This is a genomic window from Methylorubrum salsuginis, assembly GCF_900114375.1.
Taxonomy (GTDB): domain Bacteria; phylum Pseudomonadota; class Alphaproteobacteria; order Rhizobiales; family Beijerinckiaceae; genus Methylobacterium; species Methylobacterium salsuginis.
Window position 1 is genome coordinate 20883 of record NZ_FOSV01000018.1, and the last position, 25589, is coordinate 46471.

General features: G+C 67.7%; 25 protein-coding genes. 13 read left to right on the plus strand and 12 right to left on the minus strand.

Going from position 1 to position 25589, the window contains the following annotated elements; translation table 11 throughout:
- The first annotated feature begins 68 nt into the window (after positions 1-68).
- The 9 genes from repA (at position 69) to BM140_RS18545 (ending at position 9292) form a co-directional block, all read left to right on the plus strand.
- Positions 69-1244, plus strand: a complete 1176-nt coding sequence (gene repA, locus BM140_RS18510; RefSeq protein ID WP_063987078.1) for a plasmid partitioning protein RepA — start codon at positions 69-71, stop codon at positions 1242-1244.
- Between the two features lie 4 nt (positions 1245-1248).
- Positions 1249-2340 (plus strand): plasmid partitioning protein RepB, encoded by a 1092-nt coding sequence (gene repB, locus BM140_RS18515; protein WP_063987031.1) that lies wholly within the window; start codon positions 1249-1251, stop codon positions 2338-2340.
- An 825-nt stretch (positions 2341-3165) separates the two neighbouring features.
- The gene (locus BM140_RS18520) at positions 3166-3549 is read left to right on the plus strand and encodes a DUF736 domain-containing protein (protein ID WP_063987032.1); all 384 of its coding nucleotides are present in this window, start codon (positions 3166-3168) and stop codon (positions 3547-3549) included.
- A gap of 334 nt (positions 3550-3883) precedes the next feature.
- Entirely contained in the window at positions 3884-4102 is a 219-nt protein-coding gene (locus tag BM140_RS18525) for a hypothetical protein (protein WP_063987034.1), read from the plus strand.
- A 506-nt stretch (positions 4103-4608) separates the two neighbouring features.
- Positions 4609-5367 (plus strand): ParA family protein, encoded by a 759-nt coding sequence (locus BM140_RS18530; protein WP_063987035.1) that lies wholly within the window; start codon positions 4609-4611, stop codon positions 5365-5367.
- Between the two features lie 12 nt (positions 5368-5379).
- Complete coding sequence (locus BM140_RS18535) at positions 5380-6390, plus strand: ParB/RepB/Spo0J family partition protein (RefSeq protein ID WP_063987036.1); 1011 nt, start codon at positions 5380-5382, stop codon at positions 6388-6390.
- A 525-nt stretch (positions 6391-6915) separates the two neighbouring features.
- Positions 6916-7071, plus strand: a complete 156-nt coding sequence (locus tag BM140_RS25200) for a hypothetical protein (protein ID WP_165616493.1) — start codon at positions 6916-6918, stop codon at positions 7069-7071.
- Positions 7072-7691: 620 nt separating this feature from the next.
- Entirely contained in the window at positions 7692-8210 is a 519-nt protein-coding gene (locus BM140_RS18540; RefSeq protein ID WP_063987037.1) for a plasmid mobilization protein, read from the plus strand.
- Positions 8207-9292, plus strand: a complete 1086-nt coding sequence (locus BM140_RS18545) for a relaxase/mobilization nuclease domain-containing protein (protein ID WP_063987038.1) — start codon at positions 8207-8209, stop codon at positions 9290-9292. Before BM140_RS18540 ends, BM140_RS18545 begins: the two co-directional genes overlap by 4 nt.
- 330 nt (positions 9293-9622) lie before the next feature.
- On the opposite strand, the gene BM140_RS18550 is transcribed toward BM140_RS18545, so the two are convergent.
- The gene (locus tag BM140_RS18550; protein ID WP_063987039.1) at positions 9623-10297 is read right to left on the minus strand and encodes a Crp/Fnr family transcriptional regulator; all 675 of its coding nucleotides are present in this window, start codon (positions 10295-10297) and stop codon (positions 9623-9625) included.
- Between the two features lie 400 nt (positions 10298-10697).
- Here BM140_RS18550 and BM140_RS18555 point away from each other — a divergent pair, with 400 nt between their 5' ends.
- The 4 genes from BM140_RS18555 to BM140_RS18570 are packed head-to-tail and all read left to right on the plus strand — an operon-like array spanning position 10698 to position 13257.
- A complete protein-coding gene (locus BM140_RS18555; RefSeq protein ID WP_091949836.1) occupies positions 10698-11519 on the plus strand; it encodes a quinoprotein dehydrogenase-associated SoxYZ-like carrier in 822 nt (273 codons plus the stop codon).
- Positions 11519-12106, plus strand: a complete 588-nt coding sequence (locus BM140_RS18560) for a rhodanese-like domain-containing protein (protein WP_091949838.1) — start codon at positions 11519-11521, stop codon at positions 12104-12106. The genes BM140_RS18555 and BM140_RS18560 overlap by 1 nt, the downstream gene beginning before the upstream one ends.
- A gap of 34 nt (positions 12107-12140) precedes the next feature.
- The gene (locus BM140_RS18565) at positions 12141-12527 is read left to right on the plus strand and encodes a thioredoxin family protein (RefSeq protein ID WP_091949840.1); all 387 of its coding nucleotides are present in this window, start codon (positions 12141-12143) and stop codon (positions 12525-12527) included.
- A 10-nt stretch (positions 12528-12537) separates the two neighbouring features.
- A complete protein-coding gene (locus tag BM140_RS18570; RefSeq protein ID WP_091949842.1) occupies positions 12538-13257 on the plus strand; it encodes a cytochrome c biogenesis CcdA family protein in 720 nt (239 codons plus the stop codon).
- A 531-nt stretch (positions 13258-13788) separates the two neighbouring features.
- On the opposite strand, the gene BM140_RS25510 is transcribed toward BM140_RS18570, so the two are convergent.
- The 11 genes from BM140_RS25510 to BM140_RS18625 all read right to left on the minus strand — a co-directional run bounded on the left by BM140_RS25510 (position 13789) and on the right by BM140_RS18625 (position 25585).
- Positions 13789-14817 (minus strand): LPD7 domain-containing protein, encoded by a 1029-nt coding sequence (locus tag BM140_RS25510; RefSeq protein WP_131801277.1) that lies wholly within the window; start codon positions 14815-14817, stop codon positions 13789-13791.
- 15 nt (positions 14818-14832) lie between these two features.
- Positions 14833-16731 carry a type IV secretory system conjugative DNA transfer family protein gene (locus BM140_RS18575; RefSeq protein ID WP_091949844.1) on the minus strand — a complete coding sequence of 633 codons (1899 nt, stop codon included), beginning with the start codon at positions 16729-16731 and terminating at the stop codon, positions 14833-14835.
- 37 nt (positions 16732-16768) lie between these two features.
- Positions 16769-17758, minus strand: a complete 990-nt coding sequence (virB11, locus tag BM140_RS18580; RefSeq protein ID WP_244535491.1) for a P-type DNA transfer ATPase VirB11 — start codon at positions 17756-17758, stop codon at positions 16769-16771.
- A gap of 95 nt (positions 17759-17853) precedes the next feature.
- Positions 17854-19011, minus strand: a complete 1158-nt coding sequence (gene virB10 / locus BM140_RS18585) for a type IV secretion system protein VirB10 (RefSeq protein WP_091949848.1) — start codon at positions 19009-19011, stop codon at positions 17854-17856.
- Complete coding sequence (virB9, locus tag BM140_RS18590) at positions 19008-19889, minus strand: P-type conjugative transfer protein VirB9 (protein ID WP_165616495.1); 882 nt, start codon at positions 19887-19889, stop codon at positions 19008-19010. Before virB9 ends, virB10 begins: the two co-directional genes overlap by 4 nt.
- Positions 19886-20560 carry a VirB8 family type IV secretion system protein gene (locus BM140_RS18595; protein WP_091949852.1) on the minus strand — a complete coding sequence of 225 codons (675 nt, stop codon included), beginning with the start codon at positions 20558-20560 and terminating at the stop codon, positions 19886-19888. The genes virB9 and BM140_RS18595 overlap by 4 nt, the downstream gene beginning before the upstream one ends.
- 391 nt (positions 20561-20951) lie before the next feature.
- Complete coding sequence (locus tag BM140_RS18605) at positions 20952-21926, minus strand: TrbL/VirB6 family protein (RefSeq protein ID WP_091949856.1); 975 nt, start codon at positions 21924-21926, stop codon at positions 20952-20954.
- A 12-nt stretch (positions 21927-21938) separates the two neighbouring features.
- The gene (locus tag BM140_RS25940) at positions 21939-22196 is read right to left on the minus strand and encodes an EexN family lipoprotein (protein WP_244535492.1); all 258 of its coding nucleotides are present in this window, start codon (positions 22194-22196) and stop codon (positions 21939-21941) included.
- Positions 22193-22888, minus strand: a complete 696-nt coding sequence (gene virB5 / locus BM140_RS18615; protein WP_091949860.1) for a P-type DNA transfer protein VirB5 — start codon at positions 22886-22888, stop codon at positions 22193-22195. Before virB5 ends, BM140_RS25940 begins: the two co-directional genes overlap by 4 nt.
- A complete protein-coding gene (locus tag BM140_RS18620) occupies positions 22885-25257 on the minus strand; it encodes a VirB4 family type IV secretion/conjugal transfer ATPase (protein WP_091949862.1) in 2373 nt (790 codons plus the stop codon). Before BM140_RS18620 ends, virB5 begins: the two co-directional genes overlap by 4 nt.
- The gene (locus BM140_RS18625) at positions 25250-25585 is read right to left on the minus strand and encodes a VirB3 family type IV secretion system protein (RefSeq protein ID WP_091949864.1); all 336 of its coding nucleotides are present in this window, start codon (positions 25583-25585) and stop codon (positions 25250-25252) included. Before BM140_RS18625 ends, BM140_RS18620 begins: the two co-directional genes overlap by 8 nt.
- Positions 25586-25589: the final 4 nt, after the last annotated feature.

The following is a 25589-nucleotide window of genomic DNA, read 5'->3' on the forward strand; positions in this document are numbered from 1 at the left end:
GACAGGAGATCGAAACCGTGGCCAGCACCGCGGCGCTCGCCGCCTCACCCTCTTCGGTCCCAGCCATCATGGCGATGCATGATCTGATCGCCGGCGACGCCCAAGCGCTGTCGGCAAAACTGCAGTCCCACCGCCAGCGCCTGTTTCCGCCGAAGGCCCGGAAGCAGCTGCGGCGCTTCTCGTCCGGCGAAGCCGCTCGCCTGATCGGCGTCGATGACGGCTACCTGCGGCGCCTGTCGCTCGACGGGAAGGGGCCCGCTCCGGAGATCGGGCCCTCCGGACGGCGCTCGTACTCGAGCGCGGACATCCAGGCCCTGCGCAGCGTTCTCGACGAGGGGGCCAAGACCGGCCGGCGCTACCGGAAGAATCGCCGGGACGAGGAGCATCTCCAAGTCATCGCCGTGGTGAACTTCAAGGGCGGCTCGGGTAAGACGACGACGGCGGCCCACCTCGCTCAGCACATGGCGCTGCAGGGCTACCGCGTGCTCGCCGTCGATCTCGACCCGCAGGCGAGCCTGTCGGCGCTTCATGGAATCCAGCCCGAATTCGACGTACGGGACAACGAAACCCTCTACGCGGCGATCCGCTACGACGAGGCACGCCGTCCCTTGGCCGACGTCATCCAAGAGACCTACTTTCCCGGTCTCGACCTCGTGCCGGGCAATCTCGAACTGATGGAGTTCGAGCACGAGACCCCGCGCGCCCTCCTCCAACGGCGCAGCGACGAGAATTCCCTGTTCTTCACCCGCTTCGCGCAGGCCCTCGCGCCGGTCGCCCCGCGCTACGACGTGGTCGTGGTCGATTGCCCGCCGCAACTTGGCTACCTGACGCTCTCGGCGCTGTGCGCGGCCACCAGTGTGCTCGTCACCGTGCATCCGCAGATGCTCGACGTCATGTCGATGTGCCAGTTCCTGCTGATGACCTCCGAGATGCTCGGGGTCGTCGCCAAGGCCGGCGGCGACATGAACTACGATTGGATGCGCTACCTCGTCACCCGCTACGAGCCGACCGACGGACCGCAGACCCAGATGGTCGCGTTCATGCGGACGTTGTTCGGCGAGCGCGTGCTGACGAACGCGATGCTGAAGAGCACGGCGGTCTCGGATGCCGGCATCACCAAGCAGACGCTGTTCGAGGTCAGTCGCGACCAGTTCACGCGCGCGACCTATGATCGGGCGGTCGAGAGCCTGGACGCGGTCAACGGCGAGATCGAGGCCCTGATCCGCACGGCGTGGGGACGCTGATCCGATGGCTCGCAAGAATCTTCTCGCCGGCCTTCTCGACCCGGTCGAGCCGGCCCCACTGACCGAGTTGACCGCGGTCAACTCTTCGGAGACCGAAGGGACACGGGATCGTTCCGACCGTGTCCCCTCCCCCCTCGTTCCCAGTTTTGCCGGGCGCGGTGCCGTCGGCGCCATGGGCCGCTCGCTCGAGCGCCTGACCTCGGAGGTCGTGTCGGCCCGCGTCGCGGAAGACCAGCTCAAGTCCGGCACCGTTGCGGTCGATCTCGACCCAGGTCTCGTCGATCCGTCACCGGCTCCGGATCGGTTGCCGGTCCTCGACACCCCGAGCGAAGCCCGCTTCATCGAGGTGATCCGAGCCCAGGGTCAGCAGACCCCGATCCTGGTTCGACCGCATCCCGCGGTGCGGGGCCGTTATCAGGTCGCCTTCGGTCATCGCCGGCTGCGCGCCGCGGCCGCCTTAGGCCGCCCCGTCCGTGCCTTGGTCCGGACGCTCACCGATGCCGAACTCGTCGTCGCCCAGGGGCAGGAGAACAACGCGCGGGAAGATCTCAGCTTCATCGAGCGCGCCGCCTTCGCACTGACGCTGGAACGGCTCGGGCATGGCCGCGACGTGATCATGGCCGCCCTTCTCGTCGACAAGACCGAGCTGTCGCGCCTGATCGCCGTGCGACGCGCGGTGCCGGATTTCGTGGTCGCGGCGATCGGTCCTGCCCCGAAAGCGGGGCGGCGCCGATGGATGAGCTTGGCGGATCGCCTCGCCAGCCCGGACATGCAGGCGCGCGCAACCGAAATCGTCGCCGAAGACCCATTCGCCGCCCTCCCCTCCGACCTTCGGTTCGTGCGGGTGTTCGAAGCCGTGAAGCCCGTTCCGTCGCCTGCCCCACCTGTTGCGCCGGCCGCGAAACCTGCGGCTGTCGAGCGAGCGACGGATGCTCGCGGCCTCGCACGCATCGAGCGGACGCCGACGAGCGTGGGCCTGATCATCGATGAGACACGTCATCCTGCCTTCGGTGATTTCCTCGTCGCGCGCCTTCCGGAGCTCTTCGCAGCGTTCCAGCGCGAGCAGGCGGGCGCGACCGAGGCCTCCGCGCCCTGATCGTGCCTGACGGTACCGGATCGGGGCGCGGAACGGCGTGTGCCTCGGTCCGGGCTTCTTCGAAACAACGCGTGACGGAAGCCTCGTTCCACGATCCAGGCTGCAGCTGAGACGACCCAACTCGGTCGATCCGGCGCGAGACGGTGCGTTCCGCCTACGCCCCGGCCGTTGCGGGGAAGACGGAAGCGCGGCGGTCACGGTCCCGCGCATCGTCAGCCGGCATCGGGCTCGTACGGGATGACCGCGGCCGTCTCCTGAAGCCGATCGGTTCCCTCTCTCCGGTAGGGCAGGGGAAGATTGATTCGCGTCGGCCTCCGGACACTCCGGTGTGTCCGGGTGCTCTCCGTTCCGGGGGGGCCCTTCGATCTCACTGCTCGCGTTTGTTGGAGCCGATACACGACCAGCCTCGGGCCAGGACGACATCGTGGCGCCGAGCGGAGCGGTGCTCGCACCGGTCGATGGAATCGGACAACACCGTCGTCCGTATGCGTCGGTCGGCGGGATGGTTGGGTTCGACGGTGTGGCGCGGGCTCCGACGCCCTCTGCGGCCCCATCGATCGGCTTGGTCTGGCCAGGGCCGGCGTTCCGCCTCCGTCCGCTCGACCGCAACGCGCCTCCCCCGCCTCTTTTCCGCCGGCCTGCGGCCTTTGCATCGCGAAGCAAAAGAGGCGGGCGCTGCGCGTCCTCCACATCCGTTCCGGGCCTGCGGGCCGCGCCGCCGCGCGGCCCTGGACTGCGGCGCGAACGGCCCCTGCCCTTTCGGTCGCCATCGAGGCCGCGGAGGTCCGCGGAGCGCCTCGATCAACATCCTTCGGGAGCGACACCATGGCCACCATCGGCACTTTCACCCCGGCGCAGGACGGCTTTCTCCACGGGTCCATCCGCACGCTGACCCTCGACACGCCGGCGCAGCTCGAACCCGTGAACAGCGATCGGGTCGGAGCCCCAGCCTATCGCCTCTATGCGGGGGAGATCGAGTTGGGCGCCGCTTGGGCAAAGACGGCCAAGGAGAGCGGCCGCGCCTATCATCAGATCCGTCTCGATGATCCGAGCTTTCCTGCCCCAATCTTCGCCAACCTGATCGAGGATACTGACACCGGGGTCTTCTCCCTGATCTGGAGCCGCCCGCGGACGGCCAAGCCTGCGCGCCGCGGGACGAGCACGAAGGCGGAAACCGGCAAGGCCGAACGTCGCTCACGTCGGTCCTGAGCGGAGGCAGGCGGGGCCGGACGCGCGCCACCATCGGTGATCGGATGTCCGGCCCAGAGACCTGACTTCCGCCGATGGTCGCCGTTCTTCACCGATCGGCTGCTTCACACTGTTCAGATCGGAGGCCCTCCTGCCCTCGATGCCGCCGATGGATCCCGCCTTTCGACCTGACGACAGAGGTGCGAAGATGTGCTGATCCGTTCGGCGCCTTCGTCCGAAGGGTGATCGAAGCCTGCGGGATTGCGTCGAGCCGAAGCGGGCGTGCTGCTGGGGGAGGGGGACCATGCCGACTTGGCCAAAGGACCTGCTTTTCCGGCATGGTCCGGAACTGCCGATGGCCAAACGGATCCGGCGCACTCAGCACAACATCCATGCGATTCGAGCTTCGGGCTGTCCGGTTCCGACCTCCGCCTTCATCGACACGCTCGATCCCGCACAGATCGAGCTGTGGTTCGCGGACGGCGCCTATCGGGCGCATCGGCTGAGGTCGGCCACCACGCGGCTTGCAGCATTGCCGGAGGACGACAGCACCTCGCAACCGCCGCTGTCTTGAGTTCTTCAGCCGATCGGGGCGACGGTCTCCCCAAACTGCTTTTGTCGCACAACCGATCGATCTCGATCTCATACTTCTCGGCACCCTTCGAAAACGTGCCGTCGCATCTGGGTTGCTCGGTCGGGACGACGGTGTGAGCGTGACTCGGAGCGTGCGTGCTGGCTCGATGATCTGCCGCCGTCGAACCATCCTCGAGAAAGCCGAGATGTCTCTATCGAGACCGTCGGCCGATCCGGGCTCGAAGCGGGATGAGGTCCTCTCCGTCTCGAAAGAAACACCCCGTGCGGACGGGGCTGTGTTCGCTCGTCCCCTCCCCATCCGACGCCCCGCGATCGGACGTCACCGCGGCTGGGTCCATCGTGCTGCGGGCCGGGACATTCGGCCGAAGTCGAGCGCCGGCCTCACGGTCAGCACGGATGTCGCAGCTTTGCTCTGGGCGCCAAGCCTCGCTACACCGGATGCAACCGGTACGGTGCGGCGAAAATGGGAAACGACCAGAGCCAGCGATGAACGTGCTCGTCGTCAACAACCAGAAGGGTGGGGTGGGCAAGACCACCATTGCCGTTCACGTGGCTTGGCACTTCTCCGAGCGCGGTCGCCGCGTGTTGTTCCTCGACCTCGATGCGCAGTCGAACGCATCGGCCACCCTCGCGTCGATGGCCGGCACCACGAGCGCCGCCCGGCTGTTCGAGGTCGGGCAGGTGCCGAGCCCTCGCCCCTGCGCGCCCGACGAGATGGCGATGACGCTGGTGCCGGCCGAGCCGGCGCTGCTCGACGTCGAGCGGGCAGATTCGAAAAGCGTGGGGGTCTTTCGGGAGAACTTGGCAGCTGCGGCCTCCGGCTTCGATCTGTGCGTGATCGATACGCCGCCCTCGATGGGGCTGCGCAACCTCGCGGCCCTGGTCGCCGCGACCCACGTGCTCTCGCCGATCTACCTCGAGGACTACTCGCTGCAGGGCGTGAAGAGCCTGTTGCAGACCGTGATCGGCGTGCAGCAACGCTACCATCGTCCCGACTTGCAGTTCCTCGGCCTGCTGCCGTCGAAATTCAACTCGAAGTCTCCGCGCCAGCGCGCTCATCTCGAGCAGCTGCTGCGCGAGGCGGGCAAATACGTGTTTCCCGGGCACATCACCGATCGCGACGGCTACGCCGAAGCCGTTGCCGAGAAAATCCCGGTCTGGCGTCTCAAGAAGCGCTCGGCGCAGGAGGCGGGACGCGAAATCCGCGGCGTGCTCGACCGCGTGCAGAACGTGCTGTCCGGTTGAGGGCGAAACACCATGGCGCTTGATCTGAGCTTCACGTCGCTCGCCGACATCGCGCAGAGTGGGGGAGGGGGACGCCCCGTCGAGATTCCTCTCGATGAGATCATCGAGGATCCGGATCAGCCCCGGACCCTGTTCGACGACGACGCGTTGCGCGAGCTCGCCGCCTCGATCGCGCGGTTCGGCGTCATCCAGGCGATCAGCGTCCGGCCGAAGAACGCTGCGGGCAAGCACGTCATCATTTTCGGGGCCCGCCGCTACCGTGCCTCGCGTTTGGCCGGGCGGGACCGCATCCGCGCCGTCGTTGAGGCCGCGCAGACCCCGGACGCCTATCTGCAACTGGTCGAGAACGTTCAGCGCGACGACCTCAAGCCTCTGGAAATCGCCGCTTTCGTGACCGGGCGACTTCGGGCCGGTGACCGGACCTCGGCCATCGCCGAACGCCTGGGCAAGCCAAAGGATTGGGTCTCGCGCTACGCCGCCGTCGCGAAGATGCCGGATAGCCTGCGGGACAAGCTGGCGACATCGCCGATCCGAGCCGTCTACGAGCTGTTTCAGGCTTGGCGCGACCATCCCGAGGCGGTCGAGCGCATCGTGCGAAGCCAAGACGCGTTCACCGACGCTCAGGCGCGGCGCATCGCTCAGGATTTGCGCAAGCCGGCCTCTCCACCCAGCCCGTTACCACCAGCGACGCCGGAGCGCGCCGTCGACGCGAGCCAAGGTCGGCCGGTTTCGGGGGAGGAGAGGGCGGCGCCCGACGTGGCCGACGGGGATCGTCCGTCGGTCATCGCGGTCGAAGCTTCCCTCGCGAGCGGCCGAGGGACGAACGCGATCTCCCTCACCCGCGAAGTTCAAGGCCTCGAGCGCACGGTGCGCGCCCTCGACACGCCGATCGCTGCCCGGTGGCTGGCGCATTACGATACACTGTCCGCGCAGCTCGCGGCCGACTTGACCGAGGCGCACGATGTCTGGGTCAGTCGGAGGGCCGCTCTCCTCCTCATCCGTTCGGTGGCCGAGGCCGAGTGAAGCCATGGCGTTGATTAGGACCATCGCAAGTGGTCCGGCGCAGCCTGACGCCGGTCGCATGGTCGAGACGGGTCAAGACGGGCGCGACCGTCCGGCTCGCGCCGAACGGTCAGGCTCTAGGCGCGCCCTGCGGCCGCACCCCGAACCACGCCAACCGGCGCGTTTCGGCCGCTGACGCGGTTACGATCCTTCGCGCACGACACGGGGCACCGACTCGCTTCGTCGACCGACAGGGGACGAGTCCGGGCTCGCAGAGCGAGGCCGACGCGTCAGGCTTCGTGCCATCCTGTTTCCCCTCTGTGATCGGGAAGGCGAAGCGGGCGATCCCTCCGGAAACGGGGCTGTCTGCTCAGCCGTCCTATCGTACCGGCACGGATCGAACCGGCTCAAGGACGAGCGGTGCCCCCAAAATGCTGACGCATTTCGGCTCCCCCCCTCGCCGGCTCCGCCGGTCGCTTCGCGATCCCTGACCCACTTCGACACGGCCTGGTGCGGTCTCTTCGTCTTCCCGACGAGGAGCCCATCATGTCCATCATCGACCACATCTCGGACTTGCGCGCGGAACTCGCGGGCTCGATCCTGACGCGGCAGGAGCGCGCGATGCTCGAGGCCGAACTTGCGGCAGCGCTCGCGGCACGGGTAGAGGCCTCCCGAGCCACACGGACGGCCGAGCGGCCTTAACGCTCGAGGGGCGGGGAGGGGGCGCCGAGGCCTCTCTCCGCCGCGTTGGGACGAGATGAGGCTGCGGGTCCCGCGATCGAGACCTCTCGGCTCGCCGCCGATCCCACAAGGCGCTGTGGTACCCTCATACGCAGTGCCCGCATCTTTCCCTGCATCGTGTTCCTCGCAACGCCGGTGCGACGCGCGAATCCGTTGTCACGAGCAGAGTCGGCCTCTTTGCGATCCGGTCGTGCGGTGCGGAGCACCGTCTGCGGTACCTGTCTCGTCGGCGTTTTCGGTGATGAGCCGAGCCGCACCGATCGGAACACTTCCATCCCGTGGGAACGGCTCAGCCCAGCCACGCCCCTCGCCAAATCTGCTCATGGGCGTGGCCCCGCCTTTCCGAGGTCCGGCACACGCGAGTCGGATGTCCGCCTGAACGGGCGGCTGATGCGCCGCCGCCAAGCCGACAGCTGTTGACCGTTTGGCTTCGCGACCCTGTCTCGCCTTCCTTGAGCCCGAACGTCGTTCCTCATACGGCACGCTTGCCGGCACCACTGTTGGTTCAAACCAACGCTTGAGCGAGGGTGAAGAGGAGTGCAGGATAGGCTTGGCGCCAGCCATTTTTAAAGCGAGGTCGCTTGGCTTTCATCGGTGTCCAAGTCTCAGACGAGCTTAAGGCGCGGTTCACCGCGCGGGCGCAGCGGGAAGGGGGGCAGTCCGCGCTGCTGCGCAGGCTCGTCTGCACGGTGACCGATCAGGCGCCCGACCCGGTCCGGCCGCTCGCCGCGGGCGCGTCCGACAAGGTCACGGTCCGGTTCCGCCGCAGCGAACGGGCTGCCATCACCGATGCGGCGACCGCTCGGGGGATGACACGGACTGGCTGGATCGCCGCGCTGGTGCGCGCCCGTCTCGGCCTCGGCCTTCCCTTGAATCGCGGAGAAGAGGAGGCCTTGCGCGCCATCGCGCGGGAACTCCACCGGATCGGCGGCGGCATCAATCAGATCGCGCGCGCGGCGAATCTCGCCGCACAAACCGGCGAACCTGTCACGTTCGATCCGGCGGTGCTGGAAGAAACGCGCGGCGTCGTCGGCGAGGCAACGAGCGAACTGCGCCAAGTGTTGGCACGCAGCGCCGGCTCCTGGCAGGTGCCGGTATGAACACCGAGAGGGACGCGCTGCCGGTGCGCGGGATCGTCGGGGAAACGGAGACGGCTCTCTCCTATGTCTGGCGGACGCCGGCCCGGCGCCCGCGGAAGCAGCCCTTTGACCCCGTGGCTCCCTCGACGGGGCAGGGGGGCTTGGTCCGCACGGATCGCGCGCGTCTCGAGCGGATCGTCGCGCGGGTCCCGGAAGTGATGGTGAAGATCACGGGACGGACCAAGGGAGCGCAACATCTCCTTTCTCATCTCGCCTACATCACGCGGGACGGTCGGCTCCCCGCGGAAACGGAGGAGGGCATCGTTCTGACGGGCCGCGAGGGCTTGGGCGATTTGCAAGCCCGTTGGATCGACGATGTCGCTCTCGACAACCGTCGTCGCAGCGACGGAACCGTGTCCGTTAATATGATCCTATCGATGCCGCCGGGGACCGATCCAACGAAAGTTCGCGATGCGGTGCGGGCCTTCGCCCTGGACGCGTTTGAAGGTCGGCATGATTTCGCGTTCGTGCAGCATGACGACGAGGCGCATCCCCATGTCCATTTGACCGTGCGCGCGCTCGGCTACGATGGCCGTCGTCTCAATCCGCGCAAGGCCGACTTGCATCACTGGCGTGAGCGGTTCGCCGAGGAGTTGCGTCTGCGCGGCGTGGCAGCGGAAGCCACGCCGCGTCGAGCCCGGGGTCGCGTCCGCAAGGCCGAGCACGGTGCGGTGCGCGCGATCCGCGAGCGCGGTGTCGTCCCGCGGGTCGATCGCCTTGCCCGCGAGGCGATCGTGCGCGAAGCGCGCGGGGAGGGGGCGTCAGAGCGACCCTGGGAAACGCGAACGGCCGAGCGGCAGGTCGCCATTCGGGGCCAGTATCGCGCGACCGCGACGGAACTTGCGCAATCCAGCGAACCCTCGGACCGGGCGTTGGCGGACCGCATCACTGCATTCCTCTCGAACATGCCGGAGCCGAGCCTGCAGCGGCACGCGCTGCTGGGCGAACTCGCCGATCTGGCGAAGGCCGCCCGGATCGACCGAGGCGCCGAAACACCGCTCATCATCGACGCAGATCCGCGATCGACCGAGAAGAATCGTTAGCTCGGTTTATGTCGGCAGATCTATCCTCGACACGTGAAGGCAATCTGCGTCGCCGTCGGTGCATCACAGATCATACCTGCGAATCTCGCCTGGCTTGAGTACGGTTGCTCGAAGATCGTCGGGACAGACCCAAGCTCACGCGAACGCCAGCGTGGAGCCCCTGCTCGTCCCGTCAAGGTAGACGCGGATGGCCAGTTCGGCGGCCTCCCGCTGCATTGCCAAGACGGAGATTGAATAGCCCTCATCAGCCTGCCCGTTAGGAGCGAGCATCGCGCTGAAGGGACCATCCCGCCGCACCATGATGGTGCTCGGGAAGCCGGGCACCGACTGCTAATGCAGGCGGTTGGAGGCCAGGGCCGCGCGGTCGGCGATCTCGACCTGACCGCGCCGCAGGATCACGAGACCGGCCTCGGCCCATTGCGCCAGGATGCGGCTGACGACCTCGCGGACGCTGCCCACGTCGGCGGCGAGTTGCTGGTGGGTCTTGTGGACCACGCCGTCGGGGCCGGCCTCCGTGAAGAGCCGGCGGGCAAGCCTTTGCTCCAGCGGCGCGAAAGCCACCTCCTCGATCAGCGTGAACATGCTCGCCATGAGCCTGGAATAGTCGTCGAGGACGAAGCTTCGAAACTCCGGGCTCTCCGCCATCAACTGCTGGAACGTCGAGGCCGGGATCGCCGCCAGTTCGGTGCGCTCCTCCGCGATGCTCTCGGCAGGGAAGCCCCCGCCGGCCAACAGGCACTGGGTGGTGAGCACGCATGTCCCGCCCGCGCCGACTTTGTAGATCAGCACCTCGCGCCCGCCCTCCGACATCCGGAACACGCGGGTCCGACCGTCGATGCACATGAGGTAGTTCGCGCAGGCGCCATCGAGCTCGTATGCAACGGCCCCGGCTTCGAGGACGGGGAAGTGCACCGTGCCGCGCGCGATCTGCAGATGAGCGGCGGAGAAGCCCTTGATGAGGGGGAAGCGCTCGATCCAGCGCTCGACCTGATGGTTGTCCGGCATGTGTGACGTCCGCCTGCCGCCGGCGCGATGCATGACCGCCCGGTCGTTCTTGGAAGATTCTCCCGCCGCTCCAGGCCGGTGTTAACTGAAGTCACCGGCTCGTTCGGCCTCGCCGGCATACCATTTCCCGCGAGGTCCCATAAGCCGATCACCGGAACGCAAATCCAAGCCGTCCCAGCGCACCTCGCCGCACGAAGACCTACGCCGTCGGCGTCCGAACCCCGACCGCCCTGCGAGGCGACCTCTCCCTGACCCCGCCGCCGCCTCGGTTCCTGAGAGAATCGTCAGCGGCTGCCGACTTGCGTGACCCAGGTCACCGACGCCTGGCCGGATAAGGGCTATCGTCTCCTCAATCGGACCTGCGAACGGCAGGCATGACGACAACGGAGGAGCAAACGCCATGGCATCATCGCGCCGGACGACCGCCCTGGTGGCGGGCCTGACCCTGCCCATCTTGGTCGCCGCCGGATCGGCCCATGCCGCGGCGGGCGACTCCGGCGACCAACGCGCCGAGCGCTGGGGCGAGATCAAGCAGCAGATCTTCGGCGACGCCAAGATCCAGTCCGGGGGCAAGGCGGTGAAGATCGATGCCCCGAAGCGGGCGGATGACGCCTCCCTGGTGCCGATCACCCTGACCGTGCCCGACAAGGACAACGTCGCGGAGCTGTCGCTCATCATCGACGACAACCCGACGCCGTACGCCGCCCACTTCGTCTTCGGCCCGGCGGCGGACCCCAACGAGCTGAAGCTCCGCGTGCGCGTCAACAACTACACCGACGTCCACGCCGTCGCGAAGATGAAGGACGGCACGTTCCAGGAGGCCACGGAGTACGTGAAGGCGTCCGGCGGCTGCTCGGCGCCGATGGGCATGAGCGACGAGGAGGCGATGCAGGGCATGGGCGACATGCGCATGAAGTTCGGCGAGATGCAGCCGGGCAAGCCCGTCCAGGCGACCCTGATGATCCGCCACCCGAACTTCTCGGGCATGCAGATGAACCAAGTGACGCGCGAATACACCCCGGCCCGCTACATCCAGAAGATCATCGTCAGCTACGGCGACAAGAGCGTCTTCACGATGGACGGGGACATCTCGATCTCGGCGAACCCCGTCATCAACTTCGGCTACCTGCCTGACGGCGCCGGCCCGATGAAGGTCACCGCTACGGACAACCAGGGTGGTCACTGGGAGAAAAGCTTCCCGGTCCGTTCGGCAAGCAACTGATGCGACCCGTGCTCCACCTTCCCGTCGTGGCTGCGGCAGCGGTGTTCCTGATCGCCGCAGCGCCCGCCGACTCGCCCGTCGGCGTGCGGGAGCCGGACGGCTACTGGCAGGGGGCGCTGCACGGCTACACGCCACAGACCCTCGCAGGGGCCACCGTCGTCGATGCCGGCGAAGTCGCCAAGCTGATCGAGGACCATAAGCCGGTGCTTCTCGACGTCTCAGAGATCGACCGGAAGCCCGCTGGCCTGCCTCCGGGCCGCCTGTGGTTCCCCATCCACCGCAACATCGCAGGAAGCACGTGGCTGCCGGGCTCGGGTGAAGGCGACCTCGACGCGGTCGCCCAGGACGCCCTCAAGGCACGGGTCGCCGATCTCACCGGGGGCGACCTCGAAAGGCCCATCGTCACCTACTGCCACCCCGACTGCTGGGGCAGTTGGAACCTCGGCAAGCGCCTCGTCGCCCTGGGTTACCGGAAAGTCCACTGGTTCCCGCAGGGCATAGAGGGCTGGCAGGACGGCCATGACACAGCCGTGTCACGCCCTGACGCGCGATGGGCCGCACGCCCGAAGTCGACCGTCGGCCAATGACGACCATCATCCTCTATCCCGAAGGCTCGCCTCGATGATCCGCCGTACCCTCCTCGCCCTCCTCGCGGCGGCGCCGTTCGGGCTCGCCCCGGCCCAGGCCGCCGACTTCCTCCCGTACACGCCGGAAGCCCTGGCCGCCGCGCAGAAGGCCGGCAAGCCCATCCTGGTCGAGATCAGCGCGCCCTGGTGCCCGATCTGCAAGACGCAGAAGCCCATCCTGGCGAAGCTCGGGGCCGACCCGCGGTTCAAGGACTTGCAGGTGTTCGACGTCGATTTCGATAGCCAGAAGCCGGCTCTCAAGGCGCTCAACGCCCGCATGCAAAGCACGTTGATCGCGTTCAAGGGCGAGACGGAGGTCGGGCGCTCCGTCGGCGAGACCCAGCCCGAATGGATCGAGGGACTCTTGGAAAAGGTGCTCTGAGGCGAAACCGATGGTCGCCACCCTTGGCCTTGCCTTCCTCGCCGGCATCCTCTCCGTCCTGTCCCCGTGCGTGCTGCCGCTCCTGCCCCTGGTGCTCGGCGCGGCAGCTTCCGAGCACCGCCTGGGCCCCGCGGCGCTGGCCGCAGGTCTCGCGCTTTCGTTCGTCGTGATCGGCCTGTTCGTCGCCACGGTCGGCTTCGCCATCGGACTCGACACCGACGTGTTTCGCACCGTCGCCGCGGTCCTGCTGGTACTGGTCGGCCTCGTGCTGATGCTACCGGCCGTGCAGACACGGCTGGCAGTGGCGGCCGGTCCAATGAGCGACTGGACCGAGACCCGGTTCGGCGGCTTCTCGACCGCCGGTCTCGTCGGCCAGTTCGGGGTCGGCCTGCTGCTGGGCGCGGTCTGGAGCCCTTGCGTCGGCCCGACGCTGGGCGCCGCCTCGCTCCTGGCCTCTCAGGGCCAAGACCTCTTAAGCGTCGGCCTGACGATGTTCCTGTTCGGTGTCGGTGCGGCGCTGCCGCTGCTGCTTCTCGGCACCCTGTCGCGGGAGGTTCTCATGCGCTGGCGCGACCGCATGATGAGCGCCGGCAAGGGGCTGAAGGCCGCGCTGGGCCTGATCTTGATGGTGAGCGGGGCCGTGATCCTCGCGGGCTACGACAAGACGATCGAGACTGCGCTGGTGAATGCTTCGCCATCCTGGCTCACCGACCTCACCACTCGCTTTTGAGGGCCTGACCAAAGATGCGTCCTGTCCAAACTTACCTCGCCCCGCCGCCTTTCGGCGCCCCGGGCCCGGGACATGAGTGGCAGCGACCAATCGATGCCAAGCAAGTCCGGCTGAAGCCTTGCCGCAGAGATCGACGGGATCATGGGCGTCCGCGTATGCCCGGCCGATCAGACCAACGACACGAGGTTGGCGATCTGTATATCAGTTTGAGCCTGCTCTACGGAACTCTTTGCGATTAAATTAGCTCGGCGGCGCCATTTTTAAAATATTCACTCTTGTCCTTACAAGTCCCTTCATTGCGGGGCCGGTGAAACTCTCTCCGTACCGATGGGCAGGACACGAGCTTGTTCTGGGGCATCGTCGCTCGTACCTCAGCGAGGTTGTCTGTCCGTCCATGGTTCGCCGGACGGCCGCTTGAGCCGCAAGCGGCCGGTTGCGCGAGGGTGGAGGAGGGTGGCGACGGCGTCTATCGGTATCGGCGTGTGCAGAGAATGGCCGATGTGGGACCTCTATTTTATCGAAATATGAAAATTATCTTTCTTTCATGTCCCGAAATCGCTCGATCTTGCCGCCCATTTGAGCTTTGTCCATATCCCCCGACCGTTCTGTTTTCCACGCTTTCTCGCCGGTCGGCATTCTGTACGATGCTCGGTGCAACGCTCGCCCTTCGGCGACATGAAACGCCACGCGTTCGCGGGCGGCGCGGAGCACTGTGTCCCGCATGGTTGGATCGTCCGGGAATGCCCGACGCACGGCGCGGTCGAGCACCGCGATCTGCGAATGCGCTGCGGCAAGGCTCGGATCTGCGACCGTCGGGGCGGCCGACAGACTGCGAATCCGACCTTCCGCTTCGGCATGACTCCGCCGACGACGCTGGAATGCATCGTCTGGGGGCCGGTCTGCTCCGAGGCTCGGACTGTGTGCGAGCCGATCGGGCGTTCCGTTTTCGGATGACCGGGTGGGTTCTCGTCCATCGTTCGCAGCGGCTGCACCGGTTCGCTCCGCTCCATGCTGACTCGATGGACGGCGTGCCGGGTCGTTTCGGCCGTCCTTCGACCGTCGCGCGTCCTGTCGGGCGAGCACTTCGCGGTCCAGTGGCGACGGCGCGTAGCCCGTGACATCCAATCCGCGCCCGTGCGCCTCGAGCCAGATCTCTCGGCGAAACGCCGCGGACCCGGTTACATGCAGAGCCGTCCAATCCCGGTGCCGGGCGATCGCGACGAGGTCGCGAACGACCGCGGTCTCGTGCCGTCGTGTCGAAAGACGATGGCCCTCATCCTTGAACACGAGGTATTCGCCGCGCTCGTCGGCATAAGCGCGCCGCTCGTCCGTGCCATGGGCCGTCGGTGTGATGTAATACTTCCGGGCGACGCGCGCAGGGAGCGGCGCGGCGTTGTTCCCGTCCTCCCGTACGGCCGCATCCGCTGTCACGTCACTCCGGTCGTTCGTGGCTCCGAGCAGGCCGGCAGGGTCTCGATTCCTCCGCTCGATGGTGTCGGCCTCCATCGGCCGCGTTCGGGCACGCCGCCGGTTCGGCCCACTGTCGCTCTCTTCAGCCATGGTGCTGTCTCCGCGTCAGCCCGGCAAGGCCGCGGTTCGCGGCGAGGCGGCGACCTGCCGGTCGATATGCGCGATCGTCCAGTTCCGAATCTCGTCTTCCGACAGACCGGCCAAATCCACCTCGACATCGCCGAAGTTGAAGACCGCGTCCTCCGGGATGCGCGACGGATCGTGAATCTCGTCATCGCTCACGGGCTGCGGAGCCGAGAGCGTCCGCGTGATCGCTCCCAATTCCGTTCGTAAGCTGTCGACTTCATCCGAGAGCGCCTGCCATCGCGCGTCACTGTCGCCGGGCGAGGGGTGTATCCGGATTCGCGGAGGTGGGTGAAGCCTCGCCTGAAAGCGTCGATCCGTGAAATAGCGGATCTTGTCGGCCAGGATCGGTCGAAGGCCCGCCTTTAGGATGAAGCACTTGTCCTGAGACACGAGCTTGAGCTCCTGGGGCAGGAGCAGCGCCCGTTTCTGTTCGGAGAGGGTCTCGCTGTATCCTCGGCTGCCGGATCCGAGCAGACCCGACGGACGGCTGCGGCTTCGTCCCTCGACGGTATCGTAGCCGAAGCGCTCGGAGAGTTCGTTGGCGACCTCTTGGTCCTTCGGGGTGAAAACGACTTCGACGGCATGGTTCGTCATGATGTTCCGCGCGACGTCCGGCCCGTAGATCGCCCGCAACTGCGACGGACTCTGCAGGATGGTCAGGAGGCGCAAGCCGTAACCTGCCAGGAAGGCGACGCCGCGCGCGAGCACGGCGACGTTGCCGAGCGTGGGGAACTCGTCGAGCAGCAGCAAAACCTGCCGGCGCAGGGTCGGATTCTGCTCCGGCAGTTCGCGCGTGTTCAGGTCCACCACCTGCTGAAAAAAGAGGTTGAGCAGAGGGCTCAAGCGTTCGAGATTATCCGGCGAGACCGCCAAGTAGATCGAGATCGGTCGGGTGCGCAGCGCTTGCAGGTCGAAGCTCGATGCCGCGGTCGCCCGATCCACCCGTGGATTGAACCACAATTCGAGGCGGGCCGTGACGGTCTTACGAACGGATTGGAAGGTGTTGTCCGAGGCCGCCAGGAAATCGTTGAGTGCCTGAACGCAGCGCGGCGAGAGGCGATCGGGCCCCGCTCGGCGCTCGGCTATCGCTTTGGCAAAATGTGCCTTCAAATCGGCGGCTGCGGACAGCTGTCGCAGCACCTCGCCGATGGTCAGCGGCAAGCCGGGCGTCTCGGCGACGTAGCCGCCGATCGCGATGAAGGCGGCCCGCGCCGACTGGTGCCAGAACGGATCGGTCCCGGTCTCGGCCGGAAACAGCATGGTCGCGATGCGCTGCAGGTCGTCGTAGCGGTCACCGGAGTCCCGGCGCACGACAGAAAGCGGATTGTACCGCGCGGTGCGGCCCTCCTCGTCGAAGGGATCGAACAGGTAGACCTCCTGCCCGTGCGCGGCGCGAAAGCCCGCCGTGCGCTCCCAATTCTCGCGCTTCACGTCGAGGCAGACGACGGAGTCCGGCCAGTTGAGCAGGTTCGGGATCACGAGCCCGACGCCCTTACCGGAGCGGGTGGGGGCGTAACCGATCACGTGTTCGGTGCCGCCGAAGCACAGGTAGCGCCCATCCTTTGCGCCGAGCAGCAGGCCGCTCCCGGCGCGCAGGCCGTCCGCCCGGATCTCTCGTTCAGTCGCGAAGCGCGCCCGCCCGTGCAGCGGCGGCGGGCGGACGCGGACGGCGGCGCCGAGCCCGAACAGAAAGACCAGCCCGGTACCGAGCAGGCTCAGGCGCATCCAGCGCGCCACCCGCGGATCGTGTCCGTAAAGCGTGCCGTACTCGATCACCGACATCCAGTGCAGGCCGCCGTCGTGGACCCGCAGACCGAGCAGGAGCACATTCGAGGCGACGAACAGGTAGACGGCCGCCAGGAGGCCGAGCGCCACCATCGACAGCCCGATCCTGGCAGGCCAGCCGAGGCTCGGGCTAAGCGGGAGGCCGACGCTTGGCGAGCGGGTCATAATAGACCTCCGAAATCCTGTAGCGTCCGCCCTGGCGGGCCATCTGCACCACGATGTCAATCGAGTGGTGCAGGAGATGCCGGATATCGCGGCGGGCCAGGTCCCGCCCCTCCGCACTCTCCTTGACGAGGAGGGTGAGCTGCTCGAACGCCAGGGTGGCGGAATCGGCGTGGATCGTCGTGATCGAGCCGGGATGGCCGGAATTGACGTTGCGCAGATAGTAGAAGGCCGTCCCGTCGCGCAGCTCCTGCAGCAGGATGCGGTCGGGTCGCATGCGCAGGCACGCCTCCAACAGCTCGCGCGGTCCGGTCCGGGCGAGCCCGTGTCCGTCCTTCGCGTAGAGGAGACGGACGTGGTTGGCGTGCGGCACGCTCAGTTCCGGCGTGTCCTCGATCGTGAGGATGCGCTCGTCGGCCGGAATGCAGCCGACCAGACCCTTGGCCAGGGTCGTCTTGCCGGAACCGGTCGCGCCGGAGATCAGGATGTTGCGTCGGGCCTGAACCGCCCGCTCCAGGAAGAGGCGCCAGGCGCCGGCTTCCTGCAGGCCCACCAGTTCGCACTCGGCTTCGGACAGGGCTCCGTCCGATCGGCGGACATCCGCGAAGAGGTTCTCGCGCTCGAAGGCCTCGAGCGTTAGGATGGAGCGCGCCACCTTTCGAATGGTCAGGCTGAGGGTGCCGTGCGGCACGGCAGGCGGAACAACGATCTGGCAGCGCTCGCCGCCCGGCAGCACGGTGGAGACGATCGGCTGATCGGGCGAGATGTCCTGCTTCGTGAACGCGGCAGCCGCGAGCGCGAGGTGGCTTAAATGGTCCTCGGTCAGGGCCGGTGCGTCGTGGCGGCACCAGCCCGCCGGGCCCTCCACGAAGAGTTCGCCGGGTCGGTTGACGACGATCTCGGTCAACTGCGCATCGCCGAGGAAGACGGCGAAGGGCGCGAGATAGCAGTCGAGCACACGCCGTTCCGCGCTCGGGGGCGCCTGGCTGGATCGCGGCCCGCTTCGCCCCGGATCGTCGGCCCAGGACAAGCGATCCGCGCCGGACCCGCAGCTCATGGTTTGAAGACCGGCCCGCGCGGGCGAAGGCCCGCGGCCCGGTCGAGCGCATCGGTGCGGGATCCGGTCAGACGCAGACCGTAGACGGACGAGAAATCGAGATCGCGGGCGACGAAGATCGAGAGCCGCTCGCCCTGGTTCTTCGTCAGGGTCGGCGGGATGTTGATCGAATTCTCGGTGGCGATCGCGGCCGCGGACTGCCCGCCGCGCTGGACCGTGTTGATCTGCACGCCGCCATCGGAAAACTGCTGGCCCGCGAATTGTCCGGCATCGCCGACCACGGACAGCAGCAGGGCGCCGCCGAAGCGCTCCATGAAGTGGTTGTCGATCTCGCCATCGACCCCCGCCCGCCCGAGGGCGTCGGTCGCCGGCGAGGCGAGCGTTACGACCACGCCGGTCGGCGTTTTCGCGCGGCTCCACAGCACGAACATCCGCGACGCACCGCGGCGGACGCCACCGCGATACTCGCCCACGACCTGCGTGCCCTTCTCCATGAGAACGACGTGACCGTTGTCGCTCAGCACGTCGCGGCTGATCACGCAGGAGACGAAGCCGGCCACGTCCGACGACATGGCGGTCTCGAGCGTGCAGGGGATGGCCGTCCCCTGGGCAACCAGGAGGTTTCGGTCGGGCAGGCGTGCGGCCCGGACGCCCTCGATCACCGTCGGTCTCAGGCGGTCGTTCAGCTCATTGCGCGGCTCGGGGAGCCCGTCGCCGAGCGCGAGGTTTCTCGCCCCGCTCGGATCGATGCCCTCTCCGCCGCGCGATCCGGCTCTCGCCTGCGGCGGTCGATTGTAGACGAGCACCGGCGCTCGCCGGCTGCTCTCGAGGAGATCGTCCGACGGGGGACGGTCGAGCCGCTGAGGCAGGGGCGGCGACGGTGGCAGCGCCGCGGTTTGGGCGGGCTCCGTCGGCGGTTCGCGCGGACGCTCGAAGGTGCCGTTCACCGAAATGGTCGGCGTCGTGCGCGCCTGTGCCGGTGCGGGCTCACGCTTCCAACTGGCCCAGAGCAATCCCCCGCAGAGCGTCACGAGCGCGACCGTCCCGATCACCTTGCGGGCCGTTCCGGGCCGAGCTTGACTGACCCCGGTGACCGGCGTGATCGTACGATCCGTCCCCTCCAGACCGGAAGCGTGCGGCGTGTCGGGTGTCATGGCGTGCCTCCCGTGCTGCGGATCGGTCGGCGGACGGTGCGCATGACGGCCGGGCTGGTCGTGCGCGTGCCGTGATTGACCCCGACCGGGTCGAAGGCCTCGTTGAACAGGCAGGTCACCTGTGCCCCCTGGCGCAGCCGCAGCTCGCGTCCGATCGCGTGCACGACCACGAATTCCCCGCGCACGTCCTTGGGCACCAAGCTCTCGCTGCCGTCGCTCGCGACGAGATAGACAGCCGGCATCTCGCGGTTGCCTTCGAAGCGCAGGAAGGTCTCCTGGCCATCGTCGTAGACGCCGTCGGGCTCGAGCGTCGCGGCGCCTTGGGCGGAGTAGCGCCAGTTCCTCGGTCCCGCCGTGTCCGAGGCTGCGAAGGTCTGCTCGATCGCACCCGCCTCCGCCGCCGAGCGGCGCAGCGCCGCTTCGGTCCGCCGGAGCTCCGCCTCATCGCCGGGATAGGCGAACCGAACCGCGAAGTAGCTGTCCGAGAGCGAGCCGTCGCTGATCGAGAGTTCGAACTGGTAGGACCGTTTGCGGCCGTCGCGGCGCGTGGTCACCACCTGCAGATTGGTGGCAGGATGCCGCTCGCGGGGTTTCAGGAACAGGATGTTGCCGGCTGGCGCGATCTCCCAGGATACGGAATCGCCAATCGCGACATGGGCGATCTCCTCGCCCTCGGCGAACATCACCTGGGTCGAGGCGCGGATCACGCCGTTGATCTTCACGACGTTGGCCGGATCGTAGACGACAGTGCGCATCCGGGCATCGCGGTTGCCCGCTTGTGGATTCTGCAGCGCTTGCGCGGGCCAGGCGGCGCCCGCGAGCAGGATACTCAACATCCCGGCCCGAGCCAGGCATGCGGAACTCGAACGCGCGCTCATGGGGTCACCTCCGGATCCGAGCGGTATTCCGAGACCAGAAAGCCGAGCGGATTGACGAGGCGGTCGCCCGTCGACATTCGCGCCTTGGTCTCGAAGCCGAAGGCAAGGGTGGCGATCCAGTGCGAGGTCTTCGTCTCGTCGCCGCGCCGGCTCTCGCGCAGGTAGCGCACCGAGGCGAGATGCGGCCCGATCAGCGAGATCGCCTTGATGCGGATCGTGGAGACGCCGGACGGGCCGAAGGCCACCTGGGGGCTGTCCGGGTTCGATCCACGATAGAGGCTCGCGAAGCGCGCCTGCTCCGGCGCGCTCGAGAGCAGCGACACCGTCCGGAAGTTCAGGGGCGCCTCGACGAAGCTGTAGCCTTCGCGTACCCGCACGTACTGAGCGAGGAAATACTTCGTGACGGCCTCGTCATAGGTCATTGTGGTCGCGTCGACGCCCGAGACGACGTCGACGATCCCCGTGGCGTTGTCGACGCGCACGACGAAGGGCTCCACGCTCTTCAGGGGGCTGAGCGCGGCGACGGCGCCGACGGCGACGGTCGAGAGCGCGCAGGCCGCCGCCGCCACACTCCACGCCAATCGCTTCGACCGCTCGGCCATGGCGAGGCGGTCGTCCTCCCAGAGCCGGGCGCGCGCGAAGTAGGTCTTGAGGTCTGCCGCCTCAACCATGGTCGATCCTCCCGACGCAGGGCCGGAGCGAACCGGCCAGATCGAAGGCGGGCCGCTGCCGCGGTGCCAGCGCTCCGACCTTGCGGACCGCTGGCCTCGGCGATCCGGTTGGACGTGCCTCCGGCGCGGGATCCGTCGCGCTCACGACCGGCCCCGGGCGTGCTGTCCCCGGCCGCGCGGCCTCCCAATCCCACATCGAACGATTGAGCGGCCGGCGCGCACCCCCGTCGCAGCTCGGCGCCGGCGTCGGTCCCAGCACGGAGGTGCAGCCTCCCAGCCCGGTCGCCGCAGCGACCAGGATCAGCAACGCAATCCGATCCATGTTTCTATCCCCGTCCGTGGCCGACTGCGCCGCCGGCTGCTCTTGGCCGTCCCGATCCGGCTCGTCGGCTCATCGCCGCTCGATCGTGCCGCCCGCCCGACCCTTGCGGACGGCCGACACGGCGCGACCGGCCGCCGCGCGCGAACCGGCAAAGGCACCGAATACCCCGGCCGTCCCGCCGGTCATGGCCACCGCCGTGAGCGCTCGGCTCATGGTGCGACCGGCCAGCGAGGCGCCGCCGCCCGCCAGCGCGCCGGCGATCTCGGGCAACTGGAGCGCCACGTAAGCGGCGAGACCGAGCACGGCGCTGATGGCGACTGCGCCCACGATCAGTTCGCCCCCAGTGGTCGCGTTCGTTCCGTATTTGTCGACGAACTGGCTGACCGTCGTCAGCATCAGTCCGATCAGGGCGATGACGAGCACTTGCAGCACGACGAAGTTGACGAGCTGGCGGGTCCAGGCCTCGGCGAAGGGCCGAGTCACCTCGAACAGGGCGAGCGCCACGAAGATGGGCCCGAGCGCGACGACGAGACTGAGGCCGACCTTGGCGTAGAGCATGACCGCAAATTGCAGGAAGCCGGCGGCCGCGGTGAACACCATCAGGATCGCGGCGATCAGCGCCGGCGCGATGTTGGTCAGGCCAGATTGTTCGTAGATCTGCGTGGCGACGCTGATGCCCTTGTTGAGCAACTGATCGAACGGCCGCCCCGAGCTCATGTTCAGACCAGAGCCGGCGATGCTGTTGCCGATCTCGCGCGGCAGCGTGTCGTTGAAGAGCGTGGTCACGTAGGCCTGGAAGGTGTCGGCGTTCGTGGCGAGGGTGACGATCGCTACCAGCCGCACCGAGCGCCAAGCGAAGTCCAGGACCGGCTCGCGCACGGCACCGCGCAGGATCGCGATGCCGTAGAGCACGATGTAGAGCATCAGCCCGACGCGCAGGGGGCCGGCCACGGCCGCGGTCAGGTTCGTCACCGAATCCGAGACGAAATGCGTGATCGGCGCCTCGAACTCGCGCAGAAAATCATCGAAGACCTGGATCGCCATGACGGTCTCCCTTCAGCCTCTCAGACTACGAATGGCGCGCTCGCGCCCGAGCATCATCAGACGCTCCTTCGCTGCCCCTGCATTGCGACACTCGGCGTTCTGCCCGATGCCGCCGGGATCGTTGCGGCACCGTCCCCAGGTCTCTTCGAGCCCCTGCGGATCCTCGAGGAATTCGAGCACGGTTCGGCTCTCGGGTCGGGCGGATCGATCGGAGCCGTCGCAGGCGGTGAGCCCGAGAAGCACCGAGAAGCCGAGAACGAGCACCCTCATCGAACGGCGGCCTTCATTTCGTCGACGAGCTGGCGACCGCGCTCGCGCTCGCGCTGGGCGTCCATGCCGCGCTGGGCGCGCTGAATCATTGCCAGGCCCTGAAGGCGCAGGACATCGTTCTGCAGCAAAGCCGACTCGGCCTGCAGACGCGCCGAGAGGTCGGCGACGTCCTTTGCGCCGTGAGCCTGCCCGATTTGCCGCCGCAGCAGGTCGAGCTGGTCCACCCGCTTGGCTGCCGCGTCGTAGACGGCCTCGCCGAGCGTGTGCGCCGTGCCGGTCCGGCGTGCGATGCGCTCGAGCTCCGCCGCGTAGAAGTCGTTGCCGGCGTTGGCGGTGTAGACCCGGTTCTTGGCAAGATAGCCGTTCAACGAGTCGGCGAAGTTCCCTGATCCCGACCCGGCGACCAGACTCTCGATCTGCGAAAACTCGGCCGGCAACGCTTTTCGCAGAGCCGGCGTATTCAGCAGTCCGGCAATCTCGCCTGCATCGGTGATCTTGTTGAAGGAGTCGTAGAGCCGCTTCGCCTCGGTCAACTGATCGGTCAGCGTCGTGATCTGCCGCTCCATCTGCCGGGCCTGTTCGACGAGCTTGGCCACGGCAGTCGGATCGTAGACGAGCTCGAAGGCTGGGATCGGCCCCGCCGTGCCGAGACTCACGACCAGGGTGATCGTCGCGACGACGGAGCGCCTCATGCCGAGTTCCTCTCTGCGTGAAAGACGGGCAGCCAGCGGGCGGGGTCGTCCCCGACCCGCGCCCGGATGCGATCGAGCAGCGCGACCGTCACGGTGCGGCCGGACAGCACGGCGAGATGCGCGTCCTGCCCGGAGAGATCGAGCTCGGCGACGACGGCGTGTCGGCCCTGCTTGACCAGGAAGCGCCGGCTCTCGTGGGACAGCTCTTCCTTGATCAGGGCGAACTCGCGCCGGCTCAGATGAAACCCGTCGACGTAGTCGGCGGCCTGACCGCGGGGATTCGGAAAGAACACTTGCGTCGCGCATTGCTCGACGATCGTGTGAGCGATCGGACTGGCCAATGCGTCGCGCGGGCTCTGCGTCGCGAACAGCATCACGCCGTTCTTCTTGCGGATCGTCTTCAGACCGTCGTTGGCCAAGCTCCGGAATGCGTCGTCGCCGAGAGCCTTCCAGAACTCGTCGATGGCGATCAACAGGCGGCGACCGTCGAGAAGGGCTTCGACGCGATGGAAGAGCACCATCATGAGGGGCGTGCGCAGTTCGGGATCGTCGAGGACGGCGGTCATGTCGAACCCGAGCGCGGGGGCGTCGAGGAGGAGCGCGTCCGCGTCGCCGTCGAGGGCCCAACCGAGCGGCCCCCCCTGACACCACCGTTCCAGCCGCGCGCCGATGCCGTCCGGATCGCGCTGGCCGAGGAAGACCCGCAAGGCCGCGAACGAGCGCTCGTGTTTTGGCAGATCGCGCAGCGCGCGCAGGCCCGCGTCGATCCGTGCCTCCTCCGTCGCGGAGAGCGGACGGCCCTCGGCCGTGACAAGGCGCCGGACGAGGCGTCCGAAAAAGCCGAGGTTCTCGGGCGTCAGGTCGAGTCGCTTCAAGGGGGCGAGGCCGGTCGGCCGGCCCGTCTTGAGGGTCAGGTAGGTTCCGCCCAGGGCCCGCAGCGCGAGCTCGGCGCCGCGATCCTTGTCGAACAGCACGAGTTGGCAGCCGAGCTTTTCGGCCTGGGCCAGCGCGAAGGTGACGAAGACGGTCTTGCCCGAGCCCGAGGGCCCGCAAACGAAGGTGTTGCCGAGATCGCCGGCATGGAAGGCGAAGTGATAGGGCGCGCCGGAGGCCGTCTTCAGGCAGGCGACAGCCGCGCCCCAGTGCGTGCCCTCGGCGTGTCCGGTCGGGAAGGTGTGGAAGGGCGACAGGGCCGCGAAGTTGCGCGAGGTGATCGCGCCGGCCCGCGCGCGATACCGGAACAAGCCCGGCAACTGGGCCCAGTAGGCGGCCTCAAGGCCGAGATCCTCGCGTGCGACGACGGCGCCGGCCTCCGCAAGAAGGCGGCGTGCGCGGGCCATGGTCTCGGACAGGTGGCTCGGATCATCGGCACGCACGAGCACCGAGAGATGATGCTCGCCCATCACGAACCGACCGGATTCGAGGTCGTCGAGCGCAGTGTCGAGGCCCGCGACCTGGCTCGCGGCCGGATCGTTCGCGGAGAGCAGCTGATTCTGCTTTCGGGTCAGGACGGTCTTGGCCTCGGCCTTACCGAGGAAGGCGAAGGATTGGGTCGCGACCAGTTCCATCGGGGCGGAGAGCAGTCCGTCGAGCAGGCCCGGCTTGGTGGCGGCGGGATACTCCTTGAGGCCGAACATGCCGGCGAAGCTTGAGCGGCCGGCGCCGCGGATCTCCACGACCTCGCGACCGAAGACCAGTCGGTTGGTGTAGAGGGTTGGGCCGATCGGGCCGTTCACGAGCGGCACCGGCAGCCTCTCGCCGGAGACGAGTTCGTGCAGGAATTCGGCCGGCTGCGAGAACAGGAGGCCGGCCCGCTCCTCGAGCCCGAGCCGTCGCGGGGCGTAGGCGGCGAGCGCCGCCGTCAGGTCGCGCGTCGCGTCCTCGAGCTTCTTCAAACCGCTCGTCGCATCGCCACTGTCCCGCGAGCGCGCGCCTCCCAGTCGCGCCAGAAGGCTCGCGGCCCGCTCCGTCGGATCCCGGCCGGGATGCCAGACGAGACTGAGCGTCAGTTCGTTGCGGTAGAGATGCTGCTGCGTGAGCTGCGCACGATAGGCGACGTCGAGCTCGCGTGCGAAGGGCGATCGGAAGGTGCCGGTCGGATAGTCCGCGCAGCGTCGGCGCACGATATGGCTCCAGAGCGCGAGGCGCTCGTCGGCCACGTTGCGCAGCGCCAAATTGAGCTTGGTGTGGAGATCGTTGAGTTCGGCCGGATCCGCGGTTTCGAAGGAGACGCCTTCGAGCCGCAGGCAGGTCACGATGGCTCGCGTCGCCAAGCTGACGACGTGCTCGCTGACATGGTGCAGGTAGGGGAGGTGGGCCTCGGCCCCGACCTCGCGCGCCTTCACGCGCAGGGCGCGTCTGTCAGCCATGCGCGAGCTCCTCCGCGCGGTAGCGGCGCACCAGCCGAAGTGGCGTGCACGACGCGCCGCCCCACAGACCTGCATTCCGATGGCGTCCGCGCGTTTCGACCCAGGCGAACAGGATGCGGAACTGGTGCGGATCGTATCGGCATACGAGCCGACAGGCGGCGTGGATCGGGAGGGCGACGAGTCCGTAGAGAAGAGAACCTGCCAGGATGAACAGGACGGACGAGAAGATCATGTTGAGGCCCATGGCCTCCATCGTGACGCCGAGGATCATCGCCGGCCGCGTGCAGGCGAGAAACAGAGTGTCCTCGACGAGGGGCTCGTCGGTCATCGCC

Excerpts from the sequence above, each read along its gene's own strand:
- repA (WP_063987078.1), top strand. The coding sequence starts at position 69 with ATGGCGATGCATGATCTGATCGCCGGCGACGCCCAAGCGCTGTCGGCA.
- repB (WP_063987031.1), top strand. The coding sequence starts at position 1,249 with ATGGCTCGCAAGAATCTTCTCGCCGGCCTTCTCGACCCGGTCGAGCCG.
- BM140_RS18520 (WP_063987032.1), top strand. The coding sequence starts at position 3,166 with ATGGCCACCATCGGCACTTTCACCCCGGCGCAGGACGGCTTTCTCCAC.
- BM140_RS18525 (WP_063987034.1), top strand. The coding sequence starts at position 3,884 with ATGGCCAAACGGATCCGGCGCACTCAGCACAACATCCATGCGATTCGA.
- BM140_RS18530 (WP_063987035.1), top strand. The coding sequence starts at position 4,609 with ATGAACGTGCTCGTCGTCAACAACCAGAAGGGTGGGGTGGGCAAGACC.
- BM140_RS18535 (WP_063987036.1), top strand. The coding sequence starts at position 5,380 with ATGGCGCTTGATCTGAGCTTCACGTCGCTCGCCGACATCGCGCAGAGT.
- BM140_RS25200 (WP_165616493.1), top strand. The coding sequence starts at position 6,916 with ATGTCCATCATCGACCACATCTCGGACTTGCGCGCGGAACTCGCGGGC.
- BM140_RS18545 (WP_063987038.1), top strand. The coding sequence starts at position 8,207 with ATGAACACCGAGAGGGACGCGCTGCCGGTGCGCGGGATCGTCGGGGAA.
- BM140_RS18550 (WP_063987039.1), bottom strand. The coding sequence starts at position 10,297 with ATGCCGGACAACCATCAGGTCGAGCGCTGGATCGAGCGCTTCCCCCTC.
- BM140_RS18555 (WP_091949836.1), top strand. The coding sequence starts at position 10,698 with ATGGCATCATCGCGCCGGACGACCGCCCTGGTGGCGGGCCTGACCCTG.
- BM140_RS18560 (WP_091949838.1), top strand. The coding sequence starts at position 11,519 with ATGCGACCCGTGCTCCACCTTCCCGTCGTGGCTGCGGCAGCGGTGTTC.
- BM140_RS18565 (WP_091949840.1), top strand. The coding sequence starts at position 12,141 with ATGATCCGCCGTACCCTCCTCGCCCTCCTCGCGGCGGCGCCGTTCGGG.
- BM140_RS18570 (WP_091949842.1), top strand. The coding sequence starts at position 12,538 with ATGGTCGCCACCCTTGGCCTTGCCTTCCTCGCCGGCATCCTCTCCGTC.
- BM140_RS25510 (WP_131801277.1), bottom strand. The coding sequence starts at position 14,817 with ATGGCTGAAGAGAGCGACAGTGGGCCGAACCGGCGGCGTGCCCGAACG.
- BM140_RS18575 (WP_091949844.1), bottom strand. The coding sequence starts at position 16,731 with ATGGTGGCGCTCGGCCTCCTGGCGGCCGTCTACCTGTTCGTCGCCTCG.
- virB10 (WP_091949848.1), bottom strand. The coding sequence starts at position 19,011 with ATGACACCCGACACGCCGCACGCTTCCGGTCTGGAGGGGACGGATCGT.
- virB9 (WP_165616495.1), bottom strand. The coding sequence starts at position 19,889 with ATGAGCGCGCGTTCGAGTTCCGCATGCCTGGCTCGGGCCGGGATGTTG.
- BM140_RS18595 (WP_091949852.1), bottom strand. The coding sequence starts at position 20,560 with ATGGTTGAGGCGGCAGACCTCAAGACCTACTTCGCGCGCGCCCGGCTC.
- BM140_RS18605 (WP_091949856.1), bottom strand. The coding sequence starts at position 21,926 with ATGGCGATCCAGGTCTTCGATGATTTTCTGCGCGAGTTCGAGGCGCCG.
- BM140_RS25940 (WP_244535492.1), bottom strand. The coding sequence starts at position 22,196 with ATGAGGGTGCTCGTTCTCGGCTTCTCGGTGCTTCTCGGGCTCACCGCC.
- virB5 (WP_091949860.1), bottom strand. The coding sequence starts at position 22,888 with ATGAGGCGCTCCGTCGTCGCGACGATCACCCTGGTCGTGAGTCTCGGC.
- BM140_RS18620 (WP_091949862.1), bottom strand. The coding sequence starts at position 25,257 with ATGGCTGACAGACGCGCCCTGCGCGTGAAGGCGCGCGAGGTCGGGGCC.
- BM140_RS18625 (WP_091949864.1), bottom strand. The coding sequence starts at position 25,585 with ATGACCGACGAGCCCCTCGTCGAGGACACTCTGTTTCTCGCCTGCACG.